Source organism: Bradyrhizobium sp. WSM471, from assembly GCF_000244915.1.
Taxonomy (GTDB): domain Bacteria; phylum Pseudomonadota; class Alphaproteobacteria; order Rhizobiales; family Xanthobacteraceae; genus Bradyrhizobium.
The window spans coordinates 3,796,436-3,816,372 of sequence record NZ_CM001442.1 but is presented as its reverse complement, the minus strand read 5'-3'; the positions used below and the strand labels follow the sequence as shown (position 1 = coordinate 3,816,372).

At 63.0% G+C, this 19,937-nt stretch carries 26 protein-coding genes and 2 pseudogenes; 12 read left to right on the top strand and 16 right to left on the bottom strand.

Annotation, left to right across the window (positions count from 1 at the left end; translation table 11 throughout):
- Positions 1–37: 37 nt before the first annotated feature.
- Together BRA471DRAFT_RS16740 and BRA471DRAFT_RS16735 are read left to right on the top strand one after the other, a co-directional pair.
- Positions 38–451: a GFA family protein gene (locus BRA471DRAFT_RS16740; protein WP_007609184.1), complete on the top strand. Its 414-nt coding sequence runs from the start codon at positions 38–40 to the stop codon at positions 449–451.
- 49 nt (positions 452–500) lie between these two features.
- Complete coding sequence (locus tag BRA471DRAFT_RS16735; protein WP_231171123.1) at positions 501–881, top strand: MAPEG family protein; 381 nt, start codon at positions 501–503, stop codon at positions 879–881.
- Positions 882–918: 37 nt separating this feature from the next.
- Here BRA471DRAFT_RS16735 and BRA471DRAFT_RS16730 read toward each other — a convergent pair whose 3' ends face one another.
- The 5 genes and pseudogenes from BRA471DRAFT_RS16730 to BRA471DRAFT_RS16710 form a co-directional block, all read right to left on the bottom strand.
- On the bottom strand, positions 919–1,281 hold the full coding sequence (locus tag BRA471DRAFT_RS16730; protein ID WP_007609182.1) for a helix-turn-helix transcriptional regulator: 363 nt from the start codon (positions 1,279–1,281) through the stop codon (positions 919–921).
- Positions 1,281–1,943, bottom strand: a complete 663-nt coding sequence (locus BRA471DRAFT_RS16725; protein ID WP_007609181.1) for an SRPBCC family protein — start codon at positions 1,941–1,943, stop codon at positions 1,281–1,283. The genes BRA471DRAFT_RS16730 and BRA471DRAFT_RS16725 overlap by 1 nt, the downstream gene beginning before the upstream one ends.
- Before the next feature lie 98 nt (positions 1,944–2,041).
- A complete protein-coding gene (locus tag BRA471DRAFT_RS16720) occupies positions 2,042–2,923 on the bottom strand; it encodes a GyrI-like domain-containing protein (protein WP_007609178.1) in 882 nt (293 codons plus the stop codon).
- Between the two features lie 131 nt (positions 2,924–3,054).
- Positions 3,055–3,953, bottom strand: a pseudogene (locus BRA471DRAFT_RS16715) (HNH endonuclease).
- Positions 3,954–4,095: 142 nt separating this feature from the next.
- Positions 4,096–4,992, bottom strand: coding sequence for a LysR family transcriptional regulator (locus tag BRA471DRAFT_RS16710; protein WP_007609177.1), 897 nt, complete (start codon positions 4,990–4,992; stop codon positions 4,096–4,098).
- A gap of 263 nt (positions 4,993–5,255) precedes the next feature.
- Between BRA471DRAFT_RS16710 and BRA471DRAFT_RS16705 the strand changes: the two genes are divergently transcribed.
- The 4 genes from BRA471DRAFT_RS16705 to BRA471DRAFT_RS16690 all read left to right on the top strand — a co-directional run bounded on the left by BRA471DRAFT_RS16705 (position 5,256) and on the right by BRA471DRAFT_RS16690 (position 7,954).
- Positions 5,256–5,990 carry an SDR family NAD(P)-dependent oxidoreductase gene (locus tag BRA471DRAFT_RS16705; protein ID WP_007609176.1) on the top strand — a complete coding sequence of 245 codons (735 nt, stop codon included), beginning with the start codon at positions 5,256–5,258 and terminating at the stop codon, positions 5,988–5,990.
- 49 nt (positions 5,991–6,039) lie between these two features.
- Positions 6,040–6,792 carry an SDR family NAD(P)-dependent oxidoreductase gene (locus tag BRA471DRAFT_RS16700; RefSeq protein ID WP_007609174.1) on the top strand — a complete coding sequence of 251 codons (753 nt, stop codon included), beginning with the start codon at positions 6,040–6,042 and terminating at the stop codon, positions 6,790–6,792.
- A gap of 107 nt (positions 6,793–6,899) precedes the next feature.
- The gene (locus tag BRA471DRAFT_RS16695) at positions 6,900–7,310 is read left to right on the top strand and encodes a nuclear transport factor 2 family protein (RefSeq protein ID WP_007609172.1); all 411 of its coding nucleotides are present in this window, start codon (positions 6,900–6,902) and stop codon (positions 7,308–7,310) included.
- An 11-nt stretch (positions 7,311–7,321) separates the two neighbouring features.
- Positions 7,322–7,954, top strand: a complete 633-nt coding sequence (locus BRA471DRAFT_RS16690) for a class I SAM-dependent methyltransferase (protein WP_007609170.1) — start codon at positions 7,322–7,324, stop codon at positions 7,952–7,954.
- Between the two features lie 91 nt (positions 7,955–8,045).
- On the opposite strand, the gene BRA471DRAFT_RS16685 is transcribed toward BRA471DRAFT_RS16690, so the two are convergent.
- The 4 genes from BRA471DRAFT_RS16685 to BRA471DRAFT_RS16670 form a co-directional block, all read right to left on the bottom strand.
- Entirely contained in the window at positions 8,046–8,429 is a 384-nt protein-coding gene (locus BRA471DRAFT_RS16685) for a hypothetical protein (RefSeq protein ID WP_007609168.1), read from the bottom strand.
- Positions 8,429–8,581, bottom strand: a complete 153-nt coding sequence (locus BRA471DRAFT_RS16680) for a hypothetical protein (RefSeq protein WP_007609160.1) — start codon at positions 8,579–8,581, stop codon at positions 8,429–8,431. Before BRA471DRAFT_RS16680 ends, BRA471DRAFT_RS16685 begins: the two co-directional genes overlap by 1 nt.
- Before the next feature lie 146 nt (positions 8,582–8,727).
- Complete coding sequence (locus BRA471DRAFT_RS16675) at positions 8,728–9,294, bottom strand: type II toxin-antitoxin system VapC family toxin (RefSeq protein ID WP_007609159.1); 567 nt, start codon at positions 9,292–9,294, stop codon at positions 8,728–8,730.
- A 1-nt stretch (position 9,295) separates the two neighbouring features.
- A complete protein-coding gene (locus BRA471DRAFT_RS16670; protein WP_035974954.1) occupies positions 9,296–9,520 on the bottom strand; it encodes a hypothetical protein in 225 nt (74 codons plus the stop codon).
- A 454-nt stretch (positions 9,521–9,974) separates the two neighbouring features.
- Between BRA471DRAFT_RS16670 and BRA471DRAFT_RS16665 the strand changes: the two genes are divergently transcribed.
- Positions 9,975–10,367: a VOC family protein gene (locus BRA471DRAFT_RS16665; protein WP_007609155.1), complete on the top strand. Its 393-nt coding sequence runs from the start codon at positions 9,975–9,977 to the stop codon at positions 10,365–10,367.
- An 82-nt stretch (positions 10,368–10,449) separates the two neighbouring features.
- Here the strand turns inward: BRA471DRAFT_RS16665 and BRA471DRAFT_RS38345 are convergent.
- From BRA471DRAFT_RS38345 to guaA, 3 genes and pseudogenes are all read right to left on the bottom strand, one after another.
- Positions 10,450–10,603: pseudogene (locus BRA471DRAFT_RS38345) on the bottom strand (GMP synthase (glutamine-hydrolyzing)); the annotation flags it as partial.
- A gap of 59 nt (positions 10,604–10,662) precedes the next feature.
- The gene (locus BRA471DRAFT_RS16660; RefSeq protein WP_007609153.1) at positions 10,663–11,562 is read right to left on the bottom strand and encodes an HNH endonuclease; all 900 of its coding nucleotides are present in this window, start codon (positions 11,560–11,562) and stop codon (positions 10,663–10,665) included.
- Positions 11,563–11,629: 67 nt separating this feature from the next.
- On the bottom strand, positions 11,630–13,228 hold the full coding sequence (guaA, locus tag BRA471DRAFT_RS16655) for a glutamine-hydrolyzing GMP synthase (protein WP_083843322.1): 1,599 nt from the start codon (positions 13,226–13,228) through the stop codon (positions 11,630–11,632).
- Between the two features lie 146 nt (positions 13,229–13,374).
- Between guaA and BRA471DRAFT_RS16650 the strand changes: the two genes are divergently transcribed.
- The 3 genes from BRA471DRAFT_RS16650 to BRA471DRAFT_RS16640 all read left to right on the top strand — a co-directional run bounded on the left by BRA471DRAFT_RS16650 (position 13,375) and on the right by BRA471DRAFT_RS16640 (position 14,784).
- Positions 13,375–13,746 carry a nuclear transport factor 2 family protein gene (locus BRA471DRAFT_RS16650; protein WP_007609150.1) on the top strand — a complete coding sequence of 124 codons (372 nt, stop codon included), beginning with the start codon at positions 13,375–13,377 and terminating at the stop codon, positions 13,744–13,746.
- 237 nt (positions 13,747–13,983) lie between these two features.
- On the top strand, positions 13,984–14,316 hold the full coding sequence (locus BRA471DRAFT_RS16645; RefSeq protein WP_007609149.1) for a DHCW motif cupin fold protein: 333 nt from the start codon (positions 13,984–13,986) through the stop codon (positions 14,314–14,316).
- 258 nt (positions 14,317–14,574) lie between these two features.
- Positions 14,575–14,784 (top strand): cold-shock protein, encoded by a 210-nt coding sequence (locus BRA471DRAFT_RS16640; protein ID WP_007592195.1) that lies wholly within the window; start codon positions 14,575–14,577, stop codon positions 14,782–14,784.
- 125 nt (positions 14,785–14,909) lie between these two features.
- Here the strand turns inward: BRA471DRAFT_RS16640 and BRA471DRAFT_RS16635 are convergent, their stop codons facing one another.
- Positions 14,910–16,208, bottom strand: coding sequence for an RsmB/NOP family class I SAM-dependent RNA methyltransferase (locus tag BRA471DRAFT_RS16635; RefSeq protein WP_007609148.1), 1,299 nt, complete (start codon positions 16,206–16,208; stop codon positions 14,910–14,912).
- Between the two features lie 34 nt (positions 16,209–16,242).
- Positions 16,243–16,665 (bottom strand): MAPEG family protein, encoded by a 423-nt coding sequence (locus BRA471DRAFT_RS16630; RefSeq protein ID WP_007609147.1) that lies wholly within the window; start codon positions 16,663–16,665, stop codon positions 16,243–16,245.
- Positions 16,666–16,833: 168 nt separating this feature from the next.
- Between BRA471DRAFT_RS16630 and BRA471DRAFT_RS16625 the strand changes: the two genes are divergently transcribed.
- Together BRA471DRAFT_RS16625 and BRA471DRAFT_RS16620 are read left to right on the top strand one after the other, a co-directional pair.
- A complete protein-coding gene (locus BRA471DRAFT_RS16625; protein ID WP_007609145.1) occupies positions 16,834–17,493 on the top strand; it encodes a hypothetical protein in 660 nt (219 codons plus the stop codon).
- 70 nt (positions 17,494–17,563) lie between these two features.
- Positions 17,564–18,406: a metallophosphoesterase gene (locus tag BRA471DRAFT_RS16620; protein WP_007609144.1), complete on the top strand. Its 843-nt coding sequence runs from the start codon at positions 17,564–17,566 to the stop codon at positions 18,404–18,406.
- A gap of 16 nt (positions 18,407–18,422) precedes the next feature.
- Here the strand turns inward: BRA471DRAFT_RS16620 and BRA471DRAFT_RS16615 are convergent, their stop codons facing one another.
- Positions 18,423–18,719: a hypothetical protein gene (locus BRA471DRAFT_RS16615; RefSeq protein WP_007609142.1), complete on the bottom strand. Its 297-nt coding sequence runs from the start codon at positions 18,717–18,719 to the stop codon at positions 18,423–18,425.
- Positions 18,720–18,874: 155 nt separating this feature from the next.
- Positions 18,875–19,897, bottom strand: a complete 1,023-nt coding sequence (locus tag BRA471DRAFT_RS16610; RefSeq protein WP_007609140.1) for an NADP-dependent oxidoreductase — start codon at positions 19,895–19,897, stop codon at positions 18,875–18,877.
- Positions 19,898–19,937 lie beyond the last annotated feature (40 nt).

Genomic DNA, 19,937 nt, shown 5'->3' with positions numbered 1-19,937 from the left:
ATGATCGGACCGGTCGGCCCCGTCGGGAGGGAGACGAATGACATATTCAGGTCGTTGCGCCTGCGGCGCGGTTTGCTACACCAGTGCGTCCGCGCCGGTCCGCGGCTTCCAATGTCAGTGCAGCGACTGTCAGCGCGATACCGGCAGCGGCCACAGCTCCATCTTCGTGTTCGCGCGCAGCGCAGTCTCGGTGACAGGCGAGGTGCGCGAAATCGCACGCACTGCCGACAGCGGCGCAGTCAAGCGCAAGGGGTTCTGTCCGAACTGCGGCTCGCCGATCTACAACAAGCCGGACGAGAAGCCGGAGTTCATCGGCATCTATGTCGGCACGCTGGACGATGCCAGCACGTTCAAACCGTCCGTCGTGCTGTTCTGCTCGCGCGGATATGCCTGGGATCATCTCGATCCCGAGATTCCCAAACTCCCGGAATGGCACCCGGGATCGCGCTGATTTCTTGCAGATTGGGGGACAGCCAATGGCGATGAGCTTCGAGCTATCGATGCTGGCCGCCGCGATCGTCTGGGGCTTCGTACAGCTTGTCGCCGCCGCGCAAGCCGCGAACCTGCAGTACGGCCTCAGATGGGCTGCGAGTCCGCGCGACACCGAGATGCCGCCGCTCAAGCCCATCCCCGGCCGGCTCAACCGAAATTTCCGCAACTACATGGAGACGTTTCCATTCTTTGCCGCCGCGATCCTCATCTCTCACGCCGCAGGCGTTCACAATGAGCTGACTTATTGGGGATCGATCGCCTATCTTGGCGGACGCATCGCCTACACCGCGCTTTACCTATCCGGCATACCGCTCGTCCGCTCGCTGTTCTGGAATATCGCCAGCTTTGGTATGCTTGCTGTTTTGGCGGCGGCTTTCGTGCCTCACTGAAGCGGCGCGATGCTACGGGGCCTTTGCCGCGATGCCTTCATGCCCGCTTCCCGCTCCGCTTGGTCATCGGAGCATTCCGACGCTCGCGTTTGCCGCGCGCGATTTCCGTCGCCAGCGCATCCAGCTTCGGCTCCCAGAAATTGCGGAACTGACCGACCCATGCATCCACCGCTTGAAGCCCCGCAGCATCGACCGAATAGAGCCGCCGTTGCGCCTCCGCACGAACCGTCGCGAAGCCGCTCTCGCGCAGCACCTTGAGGTGCTGCGACACGGCGGCCTGCGTGATCCCGAACTCGGCTCCGATCACTTCGACGACCTCGCCGGACGCCATCTCGCCGGGCGCAAGCAGCTCGAGGATGCGACGGCGGACGGGGTCGGCGAGGACCTCGAAGATTTGCATCAGCTTCCTGTGCCCGGATGCGCGACGTCGGGCGGCGGCTCGCCGCGATAGAAAGCGATGGTACGGTCCGACCGCTGTTTCGCGGAGGCAGGATCCACGCCACTTGCGACATGCGCCGCGCGCCAATACTCGCCGCTACTGGTCATGAATTCCTTGCCCGCGGGAGAGCCCATCCATGCCTCGGCCGTCTCATGGTCGACCGATGCCCCGGTCGCAACATATCGCTCCAGCCCCGCAATGGCGAGATCCCAACCGATCCCGACCGCCCCTGGACCGAACTGCTCCCAATGATCCTCGATCATCGCGGTGTGCTCAAGCGTCAACCGCGCCTGGCTTCGTTCTGCCGTCAGCTTGACATCGATCCAGCTCATCGCGCCGCCGAATTCCCAGGTCGCCGCGAAATGGGTTGGCGGCGTGCACGCCGTGATGGTGCCGCCGGCATTCCCCTTGAGCTGGTACTTTCCACCGATCTGGAGATCTCCCTCGACCGGCAAGAACCAGCGCGGAATGCGTTGCTGGCTGGTCACTGCGTCCCAGAGATCGTCGACGCTGGTCTCGTAAAGCCGCGTCAGTGTCACCGCACTGGCCGCTTTCCCGTCCTTCTCGAAATTCCTCACCGAACGCGTAACCAGCCCCAATACCCTGACGACGTCGATCTCCATGGAGCTCCTCCTTGTCGCGTGCAAGGATCAATATCGACCCACACTAATATAAGTCAAGTCTTATATTATGGAGTATTCGATGTCTGGATTCGAGGACGCTACTTCAGCGGCAGAAAAACGTCCGCGACGGTCTCGTGCTCCGGCACCTCGGGGAAGAAGCTCAGCCGCTGGCAATAGACCGGGAAGTCGCGGGCTTCCTCGCCGCTGGCCGGAAGCCAGTCACGATAAAGAAAGAGCGCGGCAGGCTCCAGATTGTCGGTGTAGCCGACGACGCGCAGCACCGCGCAGCGTCCGCCGGGGATCTCGCCGGTCTTGATCGCTTCGCCGTTCGCCGCGATCGGCTGGTCGGTCCCGACACAAAGGTCGATGCTGTATTCGTCCTGCTGCGCCGGACGCCCCTCGGAATGCCAAACAGTGAAGGTGGGATTTGTCCTGGGGTGCAGGCCGGCGGCCCTGCGCCACGCGATGAACCGCCGGATCGTGTCACCAAGTGTCTCAGGGCTTCCCCGATGCTCCATGATCGCGACCGGCGTAGGGGGCACATCGCGGATCGTCACGTCGTCGGTGGTAAACGTTTTCTGCATGAGCTTGCTCCTGGCGTTGTCGAGAGGCCCTAAGGCCGCAAGCCACGGCTCCCAGTCGGGAGACTTCCGGAACGACGACGGCGATTGCCCGAACCGTTGCCGAAAGGCGCGGGCGAAGGCATCCGGTGCGTCGTAACCGGCATCCATCGCAATCTCCGTGACATCAAGGGCGTCCATATAGGCCAGCTGATGCGACGCGCGCTTCATGCGGGCCAGCTGGACATAACGATGCACTGATAGTCCGAAGGTCGCCGAGAACTGCCGGTGGAAATGAAACTTCGAGAAGGCCGCAACAGCACTCACCGTGTCCAGATCCAGATCGCCGTCGAGATGTCGGTCGATATGGTCCAGCACCCGTCGCATCCGGTCCCGATAGCTTTGCAGCGCCGCCTTCATCGTCCCTCCTCCGTGGCGGCTCCATCTAGTCGCTGACGGCCATGACTTGCTCGACCGATCTTGCGGTATGGCACGGATCGACCCTGACCGTCACTGTTCGCGCGGAACGAAGCGACAGCCCTCCTACGTGTTCAATGTTTGAAGCAATGCTCGCGGTGCCACTTCAAAAAATGCGGATGAGGCCGATCTGATAGTCGCTTTGGCTCATGCGCGCGGCCAGTCTTGTTGATTACCGCTCGGACTCCGTCCAGATCGTTTGTCTGGCGCGAGATCAGTATTTTCAGATCATCCGCCAAGCTGATCAAGCCACGATCGAACATCCAATGAGCGGTACCGGACAGAGCGATGCCATTGCTCACGATGTCCGGCCCATCTGCCTCCACAGACCGTATATGCGCCGCCGCGACCTCTGCGCGCCCCATTCCGTTTATGAGCTTCAGCCCGGTAATGGCGCAACGTTCGTCGTAGGCGCGCAATACAATGCGACGAAAAACCGATCGCGCAAAATTCTCGATACCGTAAGACTGACACGATCCCGCTGCTGCTCGAATTTGAAGGGCGCCTGCTCTTTTTCGCCGAATTGAGATTGAACATCAGCATCAACGCGCGGCAGCATCGGCGCAGTCTCCGAGAATCCAAGCTCGAATATTCGATTGAAATCGTCGGGTTAGATTGCGCGGACCGCAGACTGAGCACGCCCTGAAATTCGTCCCTGCGCGTTCAGCACGCCCCGTTCCACTAGACCGGTCGGCCCGTTGAAAGCCACCGAATTGGCAAAATCGAGGTAACTTCCGGGTTCCATCAGAGCAAGATATATCCCCGAAGTACCCGGGTCGGGAATAACCTGCTGAACGCGAGCAATCGCAAAGTAGCCGCGCGTCTCAGCGACCTTCCTTGGTTCGTAATAGATAATCCAATCGCCGATGCAGGCTTCGACGCGGCTGAGATACTGACCGGGAAATTGGTACTGCTCAGCTGGGCTGTCATCGTAAATCGAGTCCAATCGATGGATGAATACCCCAAATCCCATGACCTAAGCGGCGCTGCCTCTCCAGGAAATAACCGATGCTGGACGAATAGCAGTCACAACCCTACTCCCACTCGATTGTTCTGAAGCACGATAACGCACTGATCTGTCGAGGCCAACCTTTCCGTCGCCGACCTGCCGCGCCTCAGTCGCGCGCCACCGACAGTCCCGCAAGAAGCGGCGCGTACGCGGCGAGCCTGCGGGATACGAACTCGGTGAACAGCCGCACGCGCTTGGTCTTGCGTGTCTCGCCCTGCGTGAGGAGCCAGACCGTTCCGTACATGTGCAACTCGGTGCCCGGCACCCTCACCAGCAGCGGGTCGGCATCGCCGACGAAGCACGGCAGTGTCGTAATCCCCAGCCCTTGCCGGACAGCAGCGATCTGCGCCCCGGCGTCTGAGGTCCTGAATGGAACGCCCGCGGCGCGAACCTCACCCGCGCTGGCCCAGTCCGGGATGCCGTGAATGCTGATGACGATCCAGCGGAAGGGATCAGGCGCGCCGGCACGCCACGCGGTCAGCCGATCCCTAGACGTGTAGACGGCGCCGAACAGCTCCGGTCCCTTCACACCGTGAAGATTGAGCGGCAGGGTCTTGCGGTCGTAGACGACGCGGATCGCGACGTCGGCCTCCCGGTTGGTCAAATTGACCAGCTCGCCGAACGACAGGATATCCATCTCGATGTCCGGATGCAGACGCGCGAAGTCGGCGAAATCAGGCATCAGCAAATGTGTCGCGAGCGGCGGCGCCAGCGTCACCCGCAGACGCCCGCGCACACTCTGGTCGCGCCCGAAGACGCGCGTCTCCAGCTGGTGCGACGAGGCTTCCATCTGGTCCGCGAATTCGAGGACCTCCTCGCCCGCAGCCGTCAGGCGGTAGCCCGAGGGTAGCTTTTCGAACATCTGGACGGCGAGGCGTTCCTCGAGCTGGGCGATGCGCCGCAGCACGGTCGCATGGTTCACACCGAGCTGCTCGGCCGCAGCCCGCACCGAGCCTCCGCGCGCGACGGCCAGAAAGTAGCGAACGTCATCCCAGTCGATCATGGTGCAATCCCGCACCGCGCGGTGCGCCTTTCAAGCCCTCCGGATGCCTCGTACCGCAGTACGGGCGGTCATCATAGCCCGTTCCGGCAGGCGCAGCCCTTCCCAACGGCAGACACCGGCCGTCGCGGCTGGCGTCGATCGTGCAGCCGGATCGATTTCGCACCACCGATGTGCGCGCTTCCGCACTCAACGCCTGACGCCGGCGGACCTATGTCGGGGACGTCGGGGGCAGATGCTGTCCCGGCACCACGACAGGAGAAATCATGGGAAAGCTTGACGGCAAGGTTGCAGTCATCACGGGTGGCGCGACCGGCATCGGCCGCGCTGCGGCAAAGCGCTTCATCGAAGACGGCGCCTTCGTCTTCATCTTCGGCCGCCGACAGCAAGCGCTCGACGCAGCTGTTGCCGCCCTCGGATCCAATGCCCGCGCGGTGAAGGGCTCGGTCTCCGATGAGGACGACCTCGACCGGCTCTACGCGGCGGTGAAGGCCGAACGCGGTACCCTTGACATCGTCTTCGCCAATGCCGGAGCGGGAAGCCAGCTTGCGCTCGGCAAGATCACCGCCGCGCACATCGACGAAACCTTCGGCACCAACGTGAAGGGGACGATCTTCACGGTGCAGAAGGCGCTACCGCTGATGCGCCGGGGCGGTTCGATCATCCTGACCGGATCGAGCGCAGGCACCACGGGCGCCCCGGCCATGAGCGCCTACAGCGCCAGCAAGGCGGCCGTGCGCAACCTCGCGCGGACCTGGGCGGAGGACCTGAAGGGCAGCGGCATCCGGGTCAACGTGCTGTCGCCCGGGGCGACTGCGACCGAACTCGCGAAGGAAGCGCTCGGCGAGGAGGGACAGAAGATGTTCGCCGCGATGACTCCGCTGCAGCGCATGGCCGATCCCGCGGAGATCGGGGCCGTGGCTGCCTTTCTCGCCTCGTCGGACAGCAGCTTCATGACCGCCAGCGAAGTCGCCGTCGACGGCGGCCTGGCGCAACTCTGACCCCGGCGCGGTCCCGCGCCTGGCCCACACACAACGAAAGATAAACATCATGAAAAAACTGGAAGGCAAGATCGCAGTCATCACCGGCGGCAGCAGCGGCATTGGATTGTCCACAGCCAAGCGCTTCGTGGACGAAGGTGCGCATGTGGTGATCACCGGGCGACGCGAGAAGGAGCTGAAGGAGGCCGCGGCCTTCATCGAGAGAAACGTGACGACGGTTGTCGGCGACGTGTCGCGCCTGGAAGATCTGGACCGGCTCTATGCCGTCGTGAAAGAGAAACATGGTCACATCGACATTCTCTTCGCGAATGCGGGCGCGGGGACAATCGCGCCGCTCGCGGCAGCGACCGAGGCCCATTTCGACCAGACCTTCGACGTCAACGTGAAGGGGCTGTTCTTCACGGTGCAGAAGGCCCTCCCCCTCTTCAGGGACGGCGGTTCGATCATCCTGAACTCTTCGGTCTCGAACGTGAAGGGGCTGCCAGGGTTCAGCGTCTACGCCGCCAGCAAGGCGGCGGTGCGCAGCTTCTCGCGCGCCTGGACGCTGGAGCTGAAAGACCGCAAAATCCGCGTCAATACGATGAGCGCCGGGCCAACCGAGACCCCCGCCCTGGAGACGACGACGGGCTTGACCCGCGAGCAAGCCGAGCAAGCCGCCGCCGGATTTGCGTCACAGGTCCCGATGGGTCGCAGGGGCAAGCCGGAGGAAATCGCGGCTGCCGTCACGTTCCTCGCCTCCGATGAAAGTTCCTACATCACCGGCGTGGATCTCGCCGTCGATGGCGGCATGGCGCAGGTCTGACCGCGACATCAAAGGACTGGTCGAATTCACGCCGTGCCCACCGGCAAGGCTACGAGGCACGGATCGGATCGCGTGCGATCCGATCCGTGCGAGATGGAGAAATTCCCATGAGCATCGAGAACAACATCCAGACCGTGAAGGACTTCTTCGCCGCGATCGGCCGCGGCGACGGCGAGGCTCTGCTCGCGATGGTCACCGAAGACATCGAGTGGGTCATCCCCGGCGAGGGCTGGCCGCTGGCCGGAACGCACCGCGGGCACGAGGGGGTGACGGATCTGCTTGAGACGGCATCCAAGTCGGTAGAAACGTCCACGGGAGCCCGGGAGTTCGTCGCGCAAGGAGACCGGGTCCTGGTCGTCGGCCTCGCAAAGGGAAAGATCAAAGCCACGAACAAGACGTTTAGGGACGACTGGGTGTTCGCCATCACCGTTCGAAACGGCAGACTGACGAACATCCGGGAGTACGTCGACACGCAAGCACTGGCGCGAGCCGCGCGCGCATCGAATGCCCCGGCCTAAAGGAGATCCCGATGTACGACCAATCCAAGCTAGCCGAGTTGATCCAGTTCGCACGCATCGATGCGGGCTCCACCGTCATCGACGTTTACCCGGGCGACGGCGACTGGACCCGTCTCTTCTCCGAGATCGTGGGGGCCGACGGACGAGTCTACAGCTTCGTGCCGGCCGAAGTCGCGCACTTCAAGAACGATCCGCTCGGCCTCATGCGGTCGCTCGCGAAGGAGCCGGGTCGAGATAACGTCGAAGCCGTGTCGGGGGACCTCGTGGCGATGCCGCAAGCGACGCAAGCAGCTGACGTCCTGTGGCTGCACCTGTTCTACCACGATCTCCACACCGCGCTGATCCAGGCCAGGGGCGCGACGGCGGCGCGCTTCAATCGCGCCGTCTACGAGCGGCTGAAGCCCGGCGGGTCCTACGTCATCATAGACCACGCCGCCGCGCTCGGCGCCGGCGCGAGCGACGCCCAGTCACTGCATCGGATCGAGCCTGCCTCCGTTCGCGAGGAGGTGGAGGCGGCCGGCTTCGTGCTGGACGCGGAAAGCACCCTGCTCGCGAACAAGGACGATCCGCATTCGATCAAGGTGTTCGATCCCGCGATCAAGGGCAAGACCGATCGCTTCGCCTATCGGTTCGTGAAGCCCTGACAGAGATCGAAGGGCGGATTAGCGAAGCGTAATCCGCCCTACGCATCCGCTGCGGGTCAGTTGCAGTTCTTGAGCTTCCGGTGCTGCCGGATCACTTTTTAGGCGTGCCGTCAGATGGCAGCTCCGCCGACCCGCCGATTTTCTTCGAGACCAAATAGACGTCGACGCCGCTCATCGAGCATTCTTCGCTTGATGCTTGGTTTTTCGTGATGACCTCGATTGTCTTGCCATCCTTGGTGTGAAACGTGATGTCGTAAACCTGCAGGTAGAGGTCCTTGCCGATCTTTTCGGATGCGAGACGAACGGCCTTGGTCTGCGCCTCGACCACTGATGGGATATCAATCAGGCCGGCGTTCTTGAGGTGCACGAGGGCCATGTTGGTGGGCCAACTCGCGCAGTCCGGAGACTTCGCCAGAGCCACCGCAGCCGGCATGGCAAATGTTGCGGCCATCACCACTTTCAACGCGGCGCGCATCAACGCACCACCTCGATGGTGTGGTGACCACTTTCCCGGATCTGCTTACGCCCATTGATGGGCGGGACGGCAACGTACATGCCGTCGCGGTCGCCGCGCTTGCAAAGCGTCTTGCCACGCTTGAGCTTCGGAAGTCCCGTATCGGTCAACAAGGTATTCTCCGTTCGATTCGCCGCCAGGTACCATCATGGACCATGATGGTACAGAACCGACCGAAACGGAGCCACCGTATTTCCGTTTGTGCAATGGGCTCCGCGAGCATGAACGGTTGGTAGAGAATCAGCGGTCGTCGGAAGCCTCATATCTGCCGATAGAACAGTGCCCGCCCGCCGGGCATGAGCTGGACCAGGATATCAAAGTCACCAATATTCGTCGTCAGCACGACAAGGCCGAGCTTCCGCGCCTGGAGGAACAGCACACTATCCCCGAGCGCCCGAAGCTTCAGATCGTTCCCGTAGCCCTGGAGCCGGCAGAGGATTCCCGACAGCAGCGCTGCTCTGCCGAGCACCTCGATGTCTGGCGTAAAGATTCGATGGGGCGGCATCGCCTTGATCCGCTTGCCAATCTCGGCGGTGACCCGCGGGGTCCGCTTGTCAGCCGGGTTCAGCACGCCGACAGTGTGCATCAATTCCTGAATGGCAACCGACGAATGATTGACCTGGCGATGCGCGATGAGCTCTTCCAGCAGAGCTGGCGCGCGCGCCTGCATCTGGTCGATGTAGACGCAGGTGTCGAGCAAGAGCCCCTGCCCACCGATCTGGCCGGCGGCGACGAACGGAAGGACGTTGTCATGACGCCGGGCGAGCGTTCGCTTGGGGTTGAACCGGGCCCACCTGCATGCGGCGTCGAAATCGAACTCCGCCACGTCAGAAGCCGAGTTTCAGATCAGGATCGACCTTGCCTCGTGACTTCCGAAAGTCCTCGGCGAAATTGTCCTCCAGAGCGATGCTGGCCAGAGCAAACTCGATCAGGTCCGTATCGGCCACGATTCCGGTCTGCCGTTTGGCTTGCCTGATCAGCGCCGGACTGACGCGGCCGGCGATCCGGCCGCTCTTCCTACTGAGGAGACCGGATTGCTCGGCGGCCCGCATCACCGCCTCCACGCGTACGCTGCCGAGCTGGATTTCGCCTTTTGCGTCACCTTGGACGCGCTTTGGCCGCCGCGCCCCGCCCGTAAGGCCACTGCCCGGCGACCGCCGCCGACTTCGCGCCGCCGGCCGTTTTGACGAAACTCCTGCCATGGCGCTCCCTCATGTTGAACAAATCGGCATATTGTTGAACATATAGCTTTGGTTCGCCGGCTTCAAGACGCGACCCTCGCGGCAGCTCGCAGGATGAGGTGGAGCGCAGCGATACCCATCCTTGCACTTAGGGCGGCGGAAGTTGTGTGCACTGACACCGTGACTCCAGTCCCGTGTCGGTCAACAAGGCATTCTCCGTTCGGTACGCCGCCAGACGCGATCGTGGCGCTGCTTCATTATTTTCAAATACGTTGCTATCTTTTGTCAGAAGAAACTCGACTGACTGGTCAACCGAGGCCCGCGAATGAAAAGCTTGAACAATCTAGAGTGCGTGACCCTCTTCGTTGACGACCTCGCGCGCGCGAGGACATTCTACGAGGCCGTGTTCGACGCCAAGCCTATCTATTCCGACGCGGTATGCAGCGTGATCGGGCTTGGTGGTGTCATGGTCAATTTGCTTCAGGAGACGGAGGCACTGCAGCTCGTCCAGCCGTTGATGCCGGCTGCTTCGAGCGCCGGACCTCGCATGCTCATGACCATTCGAGTCAGCGATGTCGATGATGCCTGCGTAAGGCTCCGGCAAAGCGGCGTGGAACTAGTGAACGGCCCTATCGATCGTCCCTGGGGTCGCCGCACCGCCGCCTTTTCCGACCCATCCGGTCATATGTGGGAGATCGCACAGGAGATACCCTCCTAGCATCCGTCATCCGCGCAGGGACGTCTGCACCAAAGCGGGTCTAATTGGCGAGTGGCAGAGCATTGCTCCGATGGCACCACCAAAGGCCAATGGGCGACAGCGCCGCTATCAAGCCCACGACGAACTCGTAGGTGCGGCCGTCACCCATGACGCCGACGGTCTTGACGGGGAGCCACCGCAAAGGCCTGCCAGATGTCGTCGTAGAGGCCGTGCTTGCGGATCTGGTCGATGTAGACCACCGCAAATGCGACGGATTCTGCTGCGGTCTGTCCGTCTTAGGCTTCTCCGGTACCGCCTATTGCTTGAAGCAATGCTCGCGATGCCATTTTAGGAAATGCGGATGTGGACGATCCGATATCCGTCGCGGCGCAAGTGCATGCCCAGTATTATTGATGATCGATCGCGCTCCGTCCGGATCGTTGGTGTGGCGCGAGACCAATATCTCGAGATTGTCCGCCAGGCTAATGAGACCGCGATCGAACATCCAATGCGCGGTGCCAGAAAGAGCGATGCCATTGCTAATGATGTCGGGCCCGTGTGCCTCGACAGGTCGTATGTGAGCGGCTGCGACCTCTGCACGGCCCATCCCATTGATGAGCTTTAGCCCGGTAATAGCGCATCGCTCATCATAGGCGCGGAGCACGATGCGGCGGAAAACTCGATCACGCAAGATTCTCGATACTGTCAGGTTAACACGTTCGCGCTGTTGGTCGAAGCTGAACGTCGTCTGCTCCTCGTTGAGATCGAGTGAGTGGAAGTCCTCGTCGCGCCGCGGCAGCAGCGGCGCATTCTCCGCCAAACCAAGTCCGCATATTGTATTGAGATCGTCTGGAGAGATTGGACGGACCGCAGACTGAGCACGTCCTGAAATTCGTCCCTGCTCGTTTAAGACGCCGCGCTCCACAGGACCAGAGGGACTGCTGAATGGAACAGGATTGGCGAAATCGAAATAGCTGCCCGGCTCAATCAAAGCAAGGTACATCCCCGGCGTGCCGGGATCGGGAATAACTTGCCGTACCTTCGCAATCGCAAAGTAGCCGCGCGTTTCGGCTATCTTGCTCGGTTCATAGTAAATGATCCAGTTGCCGACGCAGGCTTCAACGCGACGCAAGTACTGGCTGGGAAACTGATAGCGTTCAGCCGGGCTGTCATCGTAGATCGAGTCCGATCGATGGATGAATACGCCAAATCCCATGGCTAATGCGGCGCCGCCTCTCTGGGATGAAAACAGCTGATGAGCGACGACCTACCGTTGAGATCCCCTACTCCCACTCAATCGTCCCCGGCGGCTTGCTGGTCACGTCATACACCACCCGGTTCACGCCCTTCACCTCGTTGATGATGCGCGTGGCGGTCTCGCCAAGGAATTTCATGTCGAACTGGTAGAAGTCCGCGGTCATGCCGTCGGTGGAGGTGACGGCGCGCAGGCCGACCACGAAATCATAGGTGCGGCCGTCGCCCATGACGCCCACCGTCTTCACCGGGAGCAGCACGGCGAACGCCTGCCAGATGTCGTCGTAGAGGCCGTGCTTGCGGATCTGGTCGATGTAGACGGCGTCGGCCTTGCGCAGGATATCGAGTTTTTCGCGCGTGATGTCGCCGGGGCAGCGGATGGCGAGGCCGGGGCCCGGGAACGGGTGGCGGCCGACGAAGATTTCGGGCAGGCCCAGCTCGCGGCCGAGCTTGCGCACCTCGTCCTTGAACAGCTCGCGCAGGGGCTCGACCAGCTTCATGTTCATGCGCTCAGGGAGACCGCCGACATTGTGGTGCGACTTGATCGTCACCGACGGGCCGCCGGTGAAGGAGACGCTCTCGATCACATCGGGATAGAGCGTGCCTTGGGCAAGGAAGTCGGCGCCGCCGATCTTCTTGGCCTCGGCCTCGAACACCTCGATGAAGAGACGGCCGATCGTCTTGCGCTTGGTCTCGGGATCGGTGACGCCTTCGAGTTCACCCAAGAACTGTTTCGAGGCATCCACGTGCACGAGCGGGATGTTGTAGTGGTGGCGGAACAGGTCGACCACCGTCTTGGCTTCGTGGAGACGCAGCATGCCGTGATCGACGAACACGCAGGTGAGCTGCTCGCCGATCGCTTCGTGGATCAGCACGGCCGCGACCGCGGAATCGACTCCGCCGGACAGGCCGCAGAGCACCCTGCCCTTGCCGACCTGGGCGCGGATCTTGGCGATCTCCTCCTCGCGGAAGGCGCGCATGGTCCAATCGCCGGAAAGGCCGGCGATCTTGCGGACGAAATTGCGGATCAGTTTGGCGCCGTCCGGCGTGTGCACCACTTCCGGGTGGAACATCAGGCCATAATATTTGCGTGTCTCGTCCTGGATGATCGCGAAGGGCGCGTTCGGCGAGGTGCCGGCCACCGAGAAGCCCGGCGGCATTTTCGTGATGCGGTCGCCATGGCTCATCCAGACCTGGTTCTTGCCGCCGGGTGACCAGACGTCCTCGAACAGCTTGCTCGACGCTTTCACCTCGACATCGGCCCGGCCGAATTCGCGGTGATGGCCGCCCTCGACCGTGCCCCCGAGCTGCTCCGCCATGGTCATCTGGCCGTAGCAGATGCCCATCACCGGCACGCCGGAATCGAAGATCGCTTGCGGGGCGCGGGGCGAGCCCGCCTCATGCACCGACTCAGGGCCGCCGGAGAGAATCACCGCCTTCGGCTTCATCTCGTTGAAGGCTTGTTCGGCCTTGTTGAACGGGACGATCTCGCAATAGACGCCGTCCTCGCGCACGCGACGCGCAATGAGCTGCGTCACCTGGCTGCCGAAGTCGACGATGAGAATCTTGTCATGCGCCGAGGCCACCGAGGGCGTCGACGCGGAGCGGTCGGTCTGTGCTGCTGTCATGGCAAGCAAATACGCGACCGCGCCCCTGCCCGCAACCGCGCGGGCCGCGCGCCCACATTCTTCTTTGGGCATGGACAAATGGAGATAGGTCAGTATTATTGACCTAATGTGCTCCGCGTCACACAGGAGCAATCAGGGAGACCGCCATGTCACAGCACCATCAGCCATCAACGCTTGCCGAGCTCGGCCGGACCTGGATCGAGGTCTGGAACGCCCGAGATCTCGAACGCGTGCTCACGCTCTATGCCGACGACGTCGTCATGACCTCGGACCGCATCCCCGCGATGGGGTTCGATGAAAGCGGTACCGTGCGCGGCAAGGATGTGTTGCGCGCCTATTGGGGCAAGGCGCTCGGGCTATTGCCGAACCTGCATTTCTCGCTCATCGAATTGTTCGTCAGCCCTGACAGCGTGGCGGTGCTCTACGAGAACGAGCGGGGAAAGCGGATCTGCGAATATCTGCGGGTGAATGCGGCCGGAAAGATCGTGCAGGGCTCGGCGAATCATTTGCCACATTGACGCTCGCGCACCCTGTCATTCCCCGCGAAGGCGGGGAATCCAGTACGCCGCGGCCTATCGCTTCAATCACTGCGGCCTCTGGAATACTGGATCGCCCGCCTTCGCGGGCGATGACAGCGGGAGTTAGGCGCGGGGCATGCCCCAAGCGCGTCAGTGCGGGCGCAGCGACGCAATGACGGAGACTGTGGCGAGCACATGCGCTAACAACACCGGCGCGGCTCTGACACAGGATTCCAGATGAAGCTTCCCACCTCCCCCTTCACCGTCACCGACTGGAGCAAGGTCGAGCCGACCATCCATCCCGGCGAGACCGGGCAAGCGCAGTGGCGCACGGTCGACATCGGCGACCTCCGAGTGCGGATGGTCGAATATTCGCCGGGCTATCTCGCCGATCATTGGTGCGATCGCGGCCACGTGCTCTACGTGCTGCAGGGCGAGCTCGACAGCGAGCTGCGCGACGGCCGCAAGTTCAAGCTTACGGCGGGGATGAGCTACCAGGTCTCGGATTTCGGCGACGCCGCGCACCGGTCCTCGACGGCGACGGGGGCGACGCTGTTTATCGTCGATTGAGGCGCCCGGGAGGGTTAATTTGCACCGCAAAATAGCAAAATTCGGCCACATCCCGAGCGACGGGTGGTGCCTTGAAGTGGCCCCAAAATCTCGCTATATTGTGATCATCGATACTTGGCCGAACGACTGGGCCGCTTCGCTTCGTTGCTGACGGGCGCGCACGCTTCAGATGATTTCTCCAACATCGACTGATCAGGACTATGGGCGCAATAGTGCGTACCGGTCCGCGTGTTAACTTCTTAAGCAAAGGAAATTCCCATGGCTATGGGCACCGTGAAGTGGTTCAACAATCAAAAGGGTTTTGGTTTCATTCAGCCGGATGACGGCGACAAGGACGTGTTCGTGCACATCAGCGCCGTCGAGCGCGCCGGCCTCTCGACCCTCAACGAAGGTCAGAAGGTCTCGTTCGACATCGTCGCCGATCGTCGCAGCGGCAAGTCCTCGGCCGACAATCTCCGCGTCGGCTAAAGCCCGCGCACCGTTCTGACCACGGACGTACCGGCAGAACGTCAAGTTAGAAAACCCCGCGACCGGGTTCCGGTTCGCGGGGTTTTTGTTTGGGGCCGCCGCACCCGCCAAGAGCGGCGATGACGCTACGATTTCTTCAGCACCGAGACGAAGAACCCGTCCGTCCCCGTCCGCCGCGGCGTCATCAGCCAGCCTTCGGCGGATCGCAGCGCGGTTTGTGCAAACTCCTCCGCCTTATCCCAGAGCACGCTCGCGGTCTGCTCGGGCGGCACCACCGCGAACTCGGGATGGCGGGCGGTGAACGCCCTCACCTGCTCGCCGTTCTCCTCTGAAAGTACCGAGCAAGTGATATAGGCGATGCGGCCGCCGGCCTTGACCAGCGGAACCGCGCGATCGAGCACCGCAGCCTGGTCCCGCAAGCGGATCTCGAGCGCGCCCGGGCGCATGCGCCATTTGGCATCGGGGTTGCGGCGCCAGGTTCCGGTTCCCGTGCAGGGCGCGTCGATCACGACGAGGTCGGCGGTGGCGCTGATCTCGGCCAGCGGATCGGCCTCGCCCTTGGGCGTGCGCACATCGGCATTGTGGACGCCGGCGCGCGACAGGCGTTCGTGGATGGGCGCGAGCTGCCGCTTGTCGCTGTCGGTCGCGATCAGCCGGCCCTTGCCCTGCATCATCGCGGCGAGCGCCAGCGTCTTGCCGCCGGCTCCCGCACAGAGATCGATCACCTGCTCGCCCGGTTTTGCCGCGGTCAAGGCAGCCGCAAGCTGCGACCCCTCATCCTGCACTTCAATGGCGCCCTTGATGAAGTCCTCTTCGGCCTGGATACCGGGGTTGCGCGCATCGGCCGAAAGCTCGATGCGCAGGCCGGTTGCGGACCACCGCGTCGGTTTCGCATGAAGATGAGCAAGCGCCGCCAGCGCCTTGTCGCGATTGGACTTTAGCGTGTTGACGCGCAGGTCGAGCGGCGCCCGGCTCGCCATCGCGGCCGCCTCCGCAACGCGCTCGTCGCCGAACGCTTTTGCCAAATAAGGATCCAGCCATTCCGGATAGTCGCCGGCGGTCGCGGCCGGGGCATTCTCAAGGGACCGCGAGGCGAGCGCGGCCTGCTCGGCCTCGGTCAACGGCGCGGGGGCAAAGCGGCTGCCATCGAACAGCGCGGCCATTGTGGCCGTGTCCATGTTGCGCTCGAGGCGAAGCATGCCGATCAGCCGCGCACGCGCGGTGTCCGAATCCATCAGATACGCGCTCGAGGCGTAGCGGCGCAGCACGTCCCAGACGAGGCCGGCAATGGCGGCGCGGTCGCCCGAGCCGGCGAAGCGGTGCGCGGTGCCCCACTCCTTCAGCGCCTTGGCCGCGGGCACGCGGTCTTTCTCGATGGTGTCGATCAGTTCGATGGCTGCGGACAGCCGGGCAGCGGGAGTCATTTGAATCTTTCAGATCAGGATCGGCGAGTAGCGGCTAGATCAGCAACAGCATTTTCAACGCGAAGTAGATCCACATCGCGAGCAGGACGAGCACGCCGGCGAGCCAGATCGTGGAGCGGCGGCCGAGATTGTTGGAGGAGACGAAAATTCCGGCATGGACGAAGCGCGTCACCACGAACACCCAGGACATCAGCACGATGAACAGATCGGCATGGCGCAACGGGAGCGCCAGCGCGATCAGGGCGTAGAACAGCACCGGCAGTTCGAACTGGTTGCGGTAGCAATTGGCGATTTGTGTGGCGCCCTTGGGCCAGTTGGGCTCGCCGAGCGCAATGTCACGGCTCTTGGTCTCGCCGGAGACGAGCGCGCGCCGGCGTCCCATCGCCATGGCGATCAGGAGCGCGAAGGTGAGACCGACCTGCACGAAGACCGGCAGCAAAACCATTTGAACGGACATCGAAATTTCCCGGGATTTCCCATCGGGCGGAAGCCACAGCTAGCGTCCATTAGCGGTCACCGCTGCTCCTGACAATCAACCAGTTGAACCGGCGTTCCCGATGAGGCGACCAACTGCCGACAGCTAAAGCGATATTGCCCCTTGGGGCGCGCAAGGCGAGAGACCGCCATGAACACCCTCTTCAGCCAGATCGCCAGCCTGACCGGCGCGTTGACCGAGTCCGCCGACGGCCAGTTCGGCATCCTGATGTCGGCGCTGGCAGGCATCGCGACGGCGCTTGCGGTGGCGCTGGCAATGACGGTCTACTTCCGAATGAGCTATCGGACCTGGCGCGATGTCCTCAGGCATGGCCTCGCTGCGCTCGCCGCCCTCGCTCTGTTCGCTTTTGCCGCCTACGACATGCGCCATGCCGCGCTGGCCTATCTCGGCCTCAATCCCTCGAAACCCGCGGTCGAGTTCGAGATCCGCATGCCCAGGGAGACCTTGGCGGCGTCGTCCGACACCCAGATCGAGCTGCATACCGACCGTAACCAGACGTTGGCACTGATTGACGGCGTGCGGGAGCTCGGTGATGGCCGCTCCGTGCTGCGCGGCGCGGTGGCACTCAACCACCGCACCGCGGACCGCATGCTGGTCGTGAACCTGCCCGGCAAGGGCACTTTCGAATTTCGCCTCCGCCTGCCGGCCGAGCCGCATCGCTCCGAACAGCCCGGCGCTCAGTTCGGCCCTCAGTTCGGCCCTTGGCACCTCGCCGACCGCATCGCCTCGCCGCTGGCGAGCCCCGCCGCGCCGCAGGACGCCTACATGATCCGCTATCGCGTGCTTTAAACATTGTTCGATCGCTGACCGTGGGTGCGCCGTCATCGTTCCGACGTCGGGCGGCGCCTATGATCAATCCATGTCCGTATTTCGCCTGACGCAGATCTCCGACACCCATCTTGGCCGGCGCTTCCCCGGCCTGATCGCCAACTTCCAGGCGCTGAGCGCGCATATCGACACCGATAGGCCCGATCTCGTCGTCAACACCGGCGACGTCTCGTTCGACGGGCCGACCAGTCGCGACGATGTCGAATTCGCCAAGGGCCTGCACGATGCCCTGCCCGTCGCCTGCCGCTACATCCCCGGCAATCACGACATCGGCGACAATCCGACCGCGATCGGCCCTGCGCCGAAGCCGCCGGTCGCGGAAGCCCATCGCCAGCAATTCCGCGAGATCATCGGCGAGGACCATTGGTCGTTCGAGGCCGCGGGCTGGTGCTTCATCGGCCTCAACTCGCTGGTGATGAATTCAGGGCTCGCCTTCGAGGCCGAGCAGTTCGATTGGCTCGCCTCGGAAGTTTCGCGCGCGAACGGCAAGCCGATCGCGCTGTTCGTGCACAAGCCGGTATTTCTCAACGGGCCCGACGACCCCGAGACGCCGGAGACGTCGATCCGCTACGTGCCGCAGCCGGCCCGCGCGCGGCTGATCGAGATGTTTGCACATGTCGACCTGCGCATCATCGCCAGTGGTCACGTGCACCAGCGGCGCGACTTCACCTGGCGCCACACCCGCCACGTCTGGGCGCCGTCGGCCGGCTTCAAGATCAACGATGCGCGCCAGGACCGGATCGCGATCAAGGAGGTCGGCCTTGTGGAGTACCGCTTCCAGCCCGACGGCTTCGAGGTTCGCCACGTCAGGGCCGCCGGCCAGGTCGATATTGATATCGAGGAGCTGCTCGCCCAGATGGGCGGCGAGCATTAGCGCTGCCCATCGCTGCTCAAGCTACGCTTTTGAGATCCTGCTGGATCGCGGCAAGCAAGGACTGCAGCGCGTCGCTGTCCACCGGCTTGGCCCCGGTGTTGGCGGGCGGAACATTGACAGGCCGCGCGGCTTTGACCGGGCGCTTGGGGAATGGCGGCATGGGCGTGGGCATCGCGGATTGCGCCAACGCGCTGGCGTCCTCGGTATGAACGAACTTGCCATGGATGACGTCGTCGCGACGGCCCATGACAAACATCGTCGCCCAATAACCGGCGGCCAGCAGGATTACGCAGAAAACAACAAGCTCTAACATCATCGCACCTGAAATATGCGCAATGATTCAATGCCTTCGCCTGCCCGTCAATGAACCGAGGGTCACACCTGCGGTTTTTACGGGCGGGTGTGGCCGATCGGTCACTCTTTGTTAATCATACTCGACCCTCAGAGGGGGGGGCCGAGCGCGGCGGATCAAGCTTTGTCCGGCCCGACCCGCACCAGCTGCTTCCCGAAATTGGCCCCCTTCAGAAGCCCCATGAAGGCCTCGGGCGCGCTCTCCAGGCCCTCGGTGACGAACTCCTTGTACTTGACCTTGCCCTCGCGGACCCAGCCGGACATGTCGCGCAGGAAGTCGCCATGGCGGGAGGCGAAGTCGGAGACGATGAAGCCGCGGAAGGTCAGCCGCTTGGTCAGGGTCGCGCGCATCATGCTGGCGGCCCATTTCGGCGGCTTCGCTTCAGTGTCGTTGTAGTGGGCGATGAGGCCGCAGACCGGTACGCGCGCAAACGCGTTGAGCAGCGGGAACACCGCCTCGAACACGGCGCCGCCGACATTCTCGAAATAGACGTCGATGCCCTTCGGGCAGGCGTCCTTCAGCTTCGCCGCGAGATCGGGATCGCGGTGATCGATGCAGGCATCGAAGCCGAGCTCCTTCACGACGTAATCGCATTTGTCCTTGCCGCCGGCGATTCCAACCGCGCGTGCGCCCTTGATCTTCGCGATCTGTCCCACGGCCGAACCGACCGCGCCGGAGGCGCCGGCGACGACGACGGTCTCGCCTTGCTGCGGCTTGCCGATATCGAGCAGGCCCGTGTAGGCGGTCATGCCGGGCATGCCGAGCACGCCGATAGCCGTCGAGATCGGCGCGAGCTTCGGGTCGATCTTGTTCAGCCCCTTGCCGTCGGAGATCGCATGCGTCTGCCAGCCCGCGCGCGAGAGCACGATGTCGCCCTTGGCGAAGTTCGGATTGTTGGAGGCTGCGACCTCGCAGACCGTACCGGCTTCCATCACGCCACCGACGGGCACCGGCGTCGCGTAGGACGGACCGTCGCTCATGCGCCCGCGCATATAGGGATCGAGCGAGAGCCAGATGGTGCGCAGCAGGACTTCACCTGCGGCAGGCGTCGGCACGGCGAATTCCTCGATGCGGAAATCGGACGGCTTTGGCTCGCCGACGGGACGCGCGGCGAGAACGATGCGTTTGCCTTGGGACATGATGGCTTCCTCCAGATTGCTTTGTCGCAATCATTTAGGA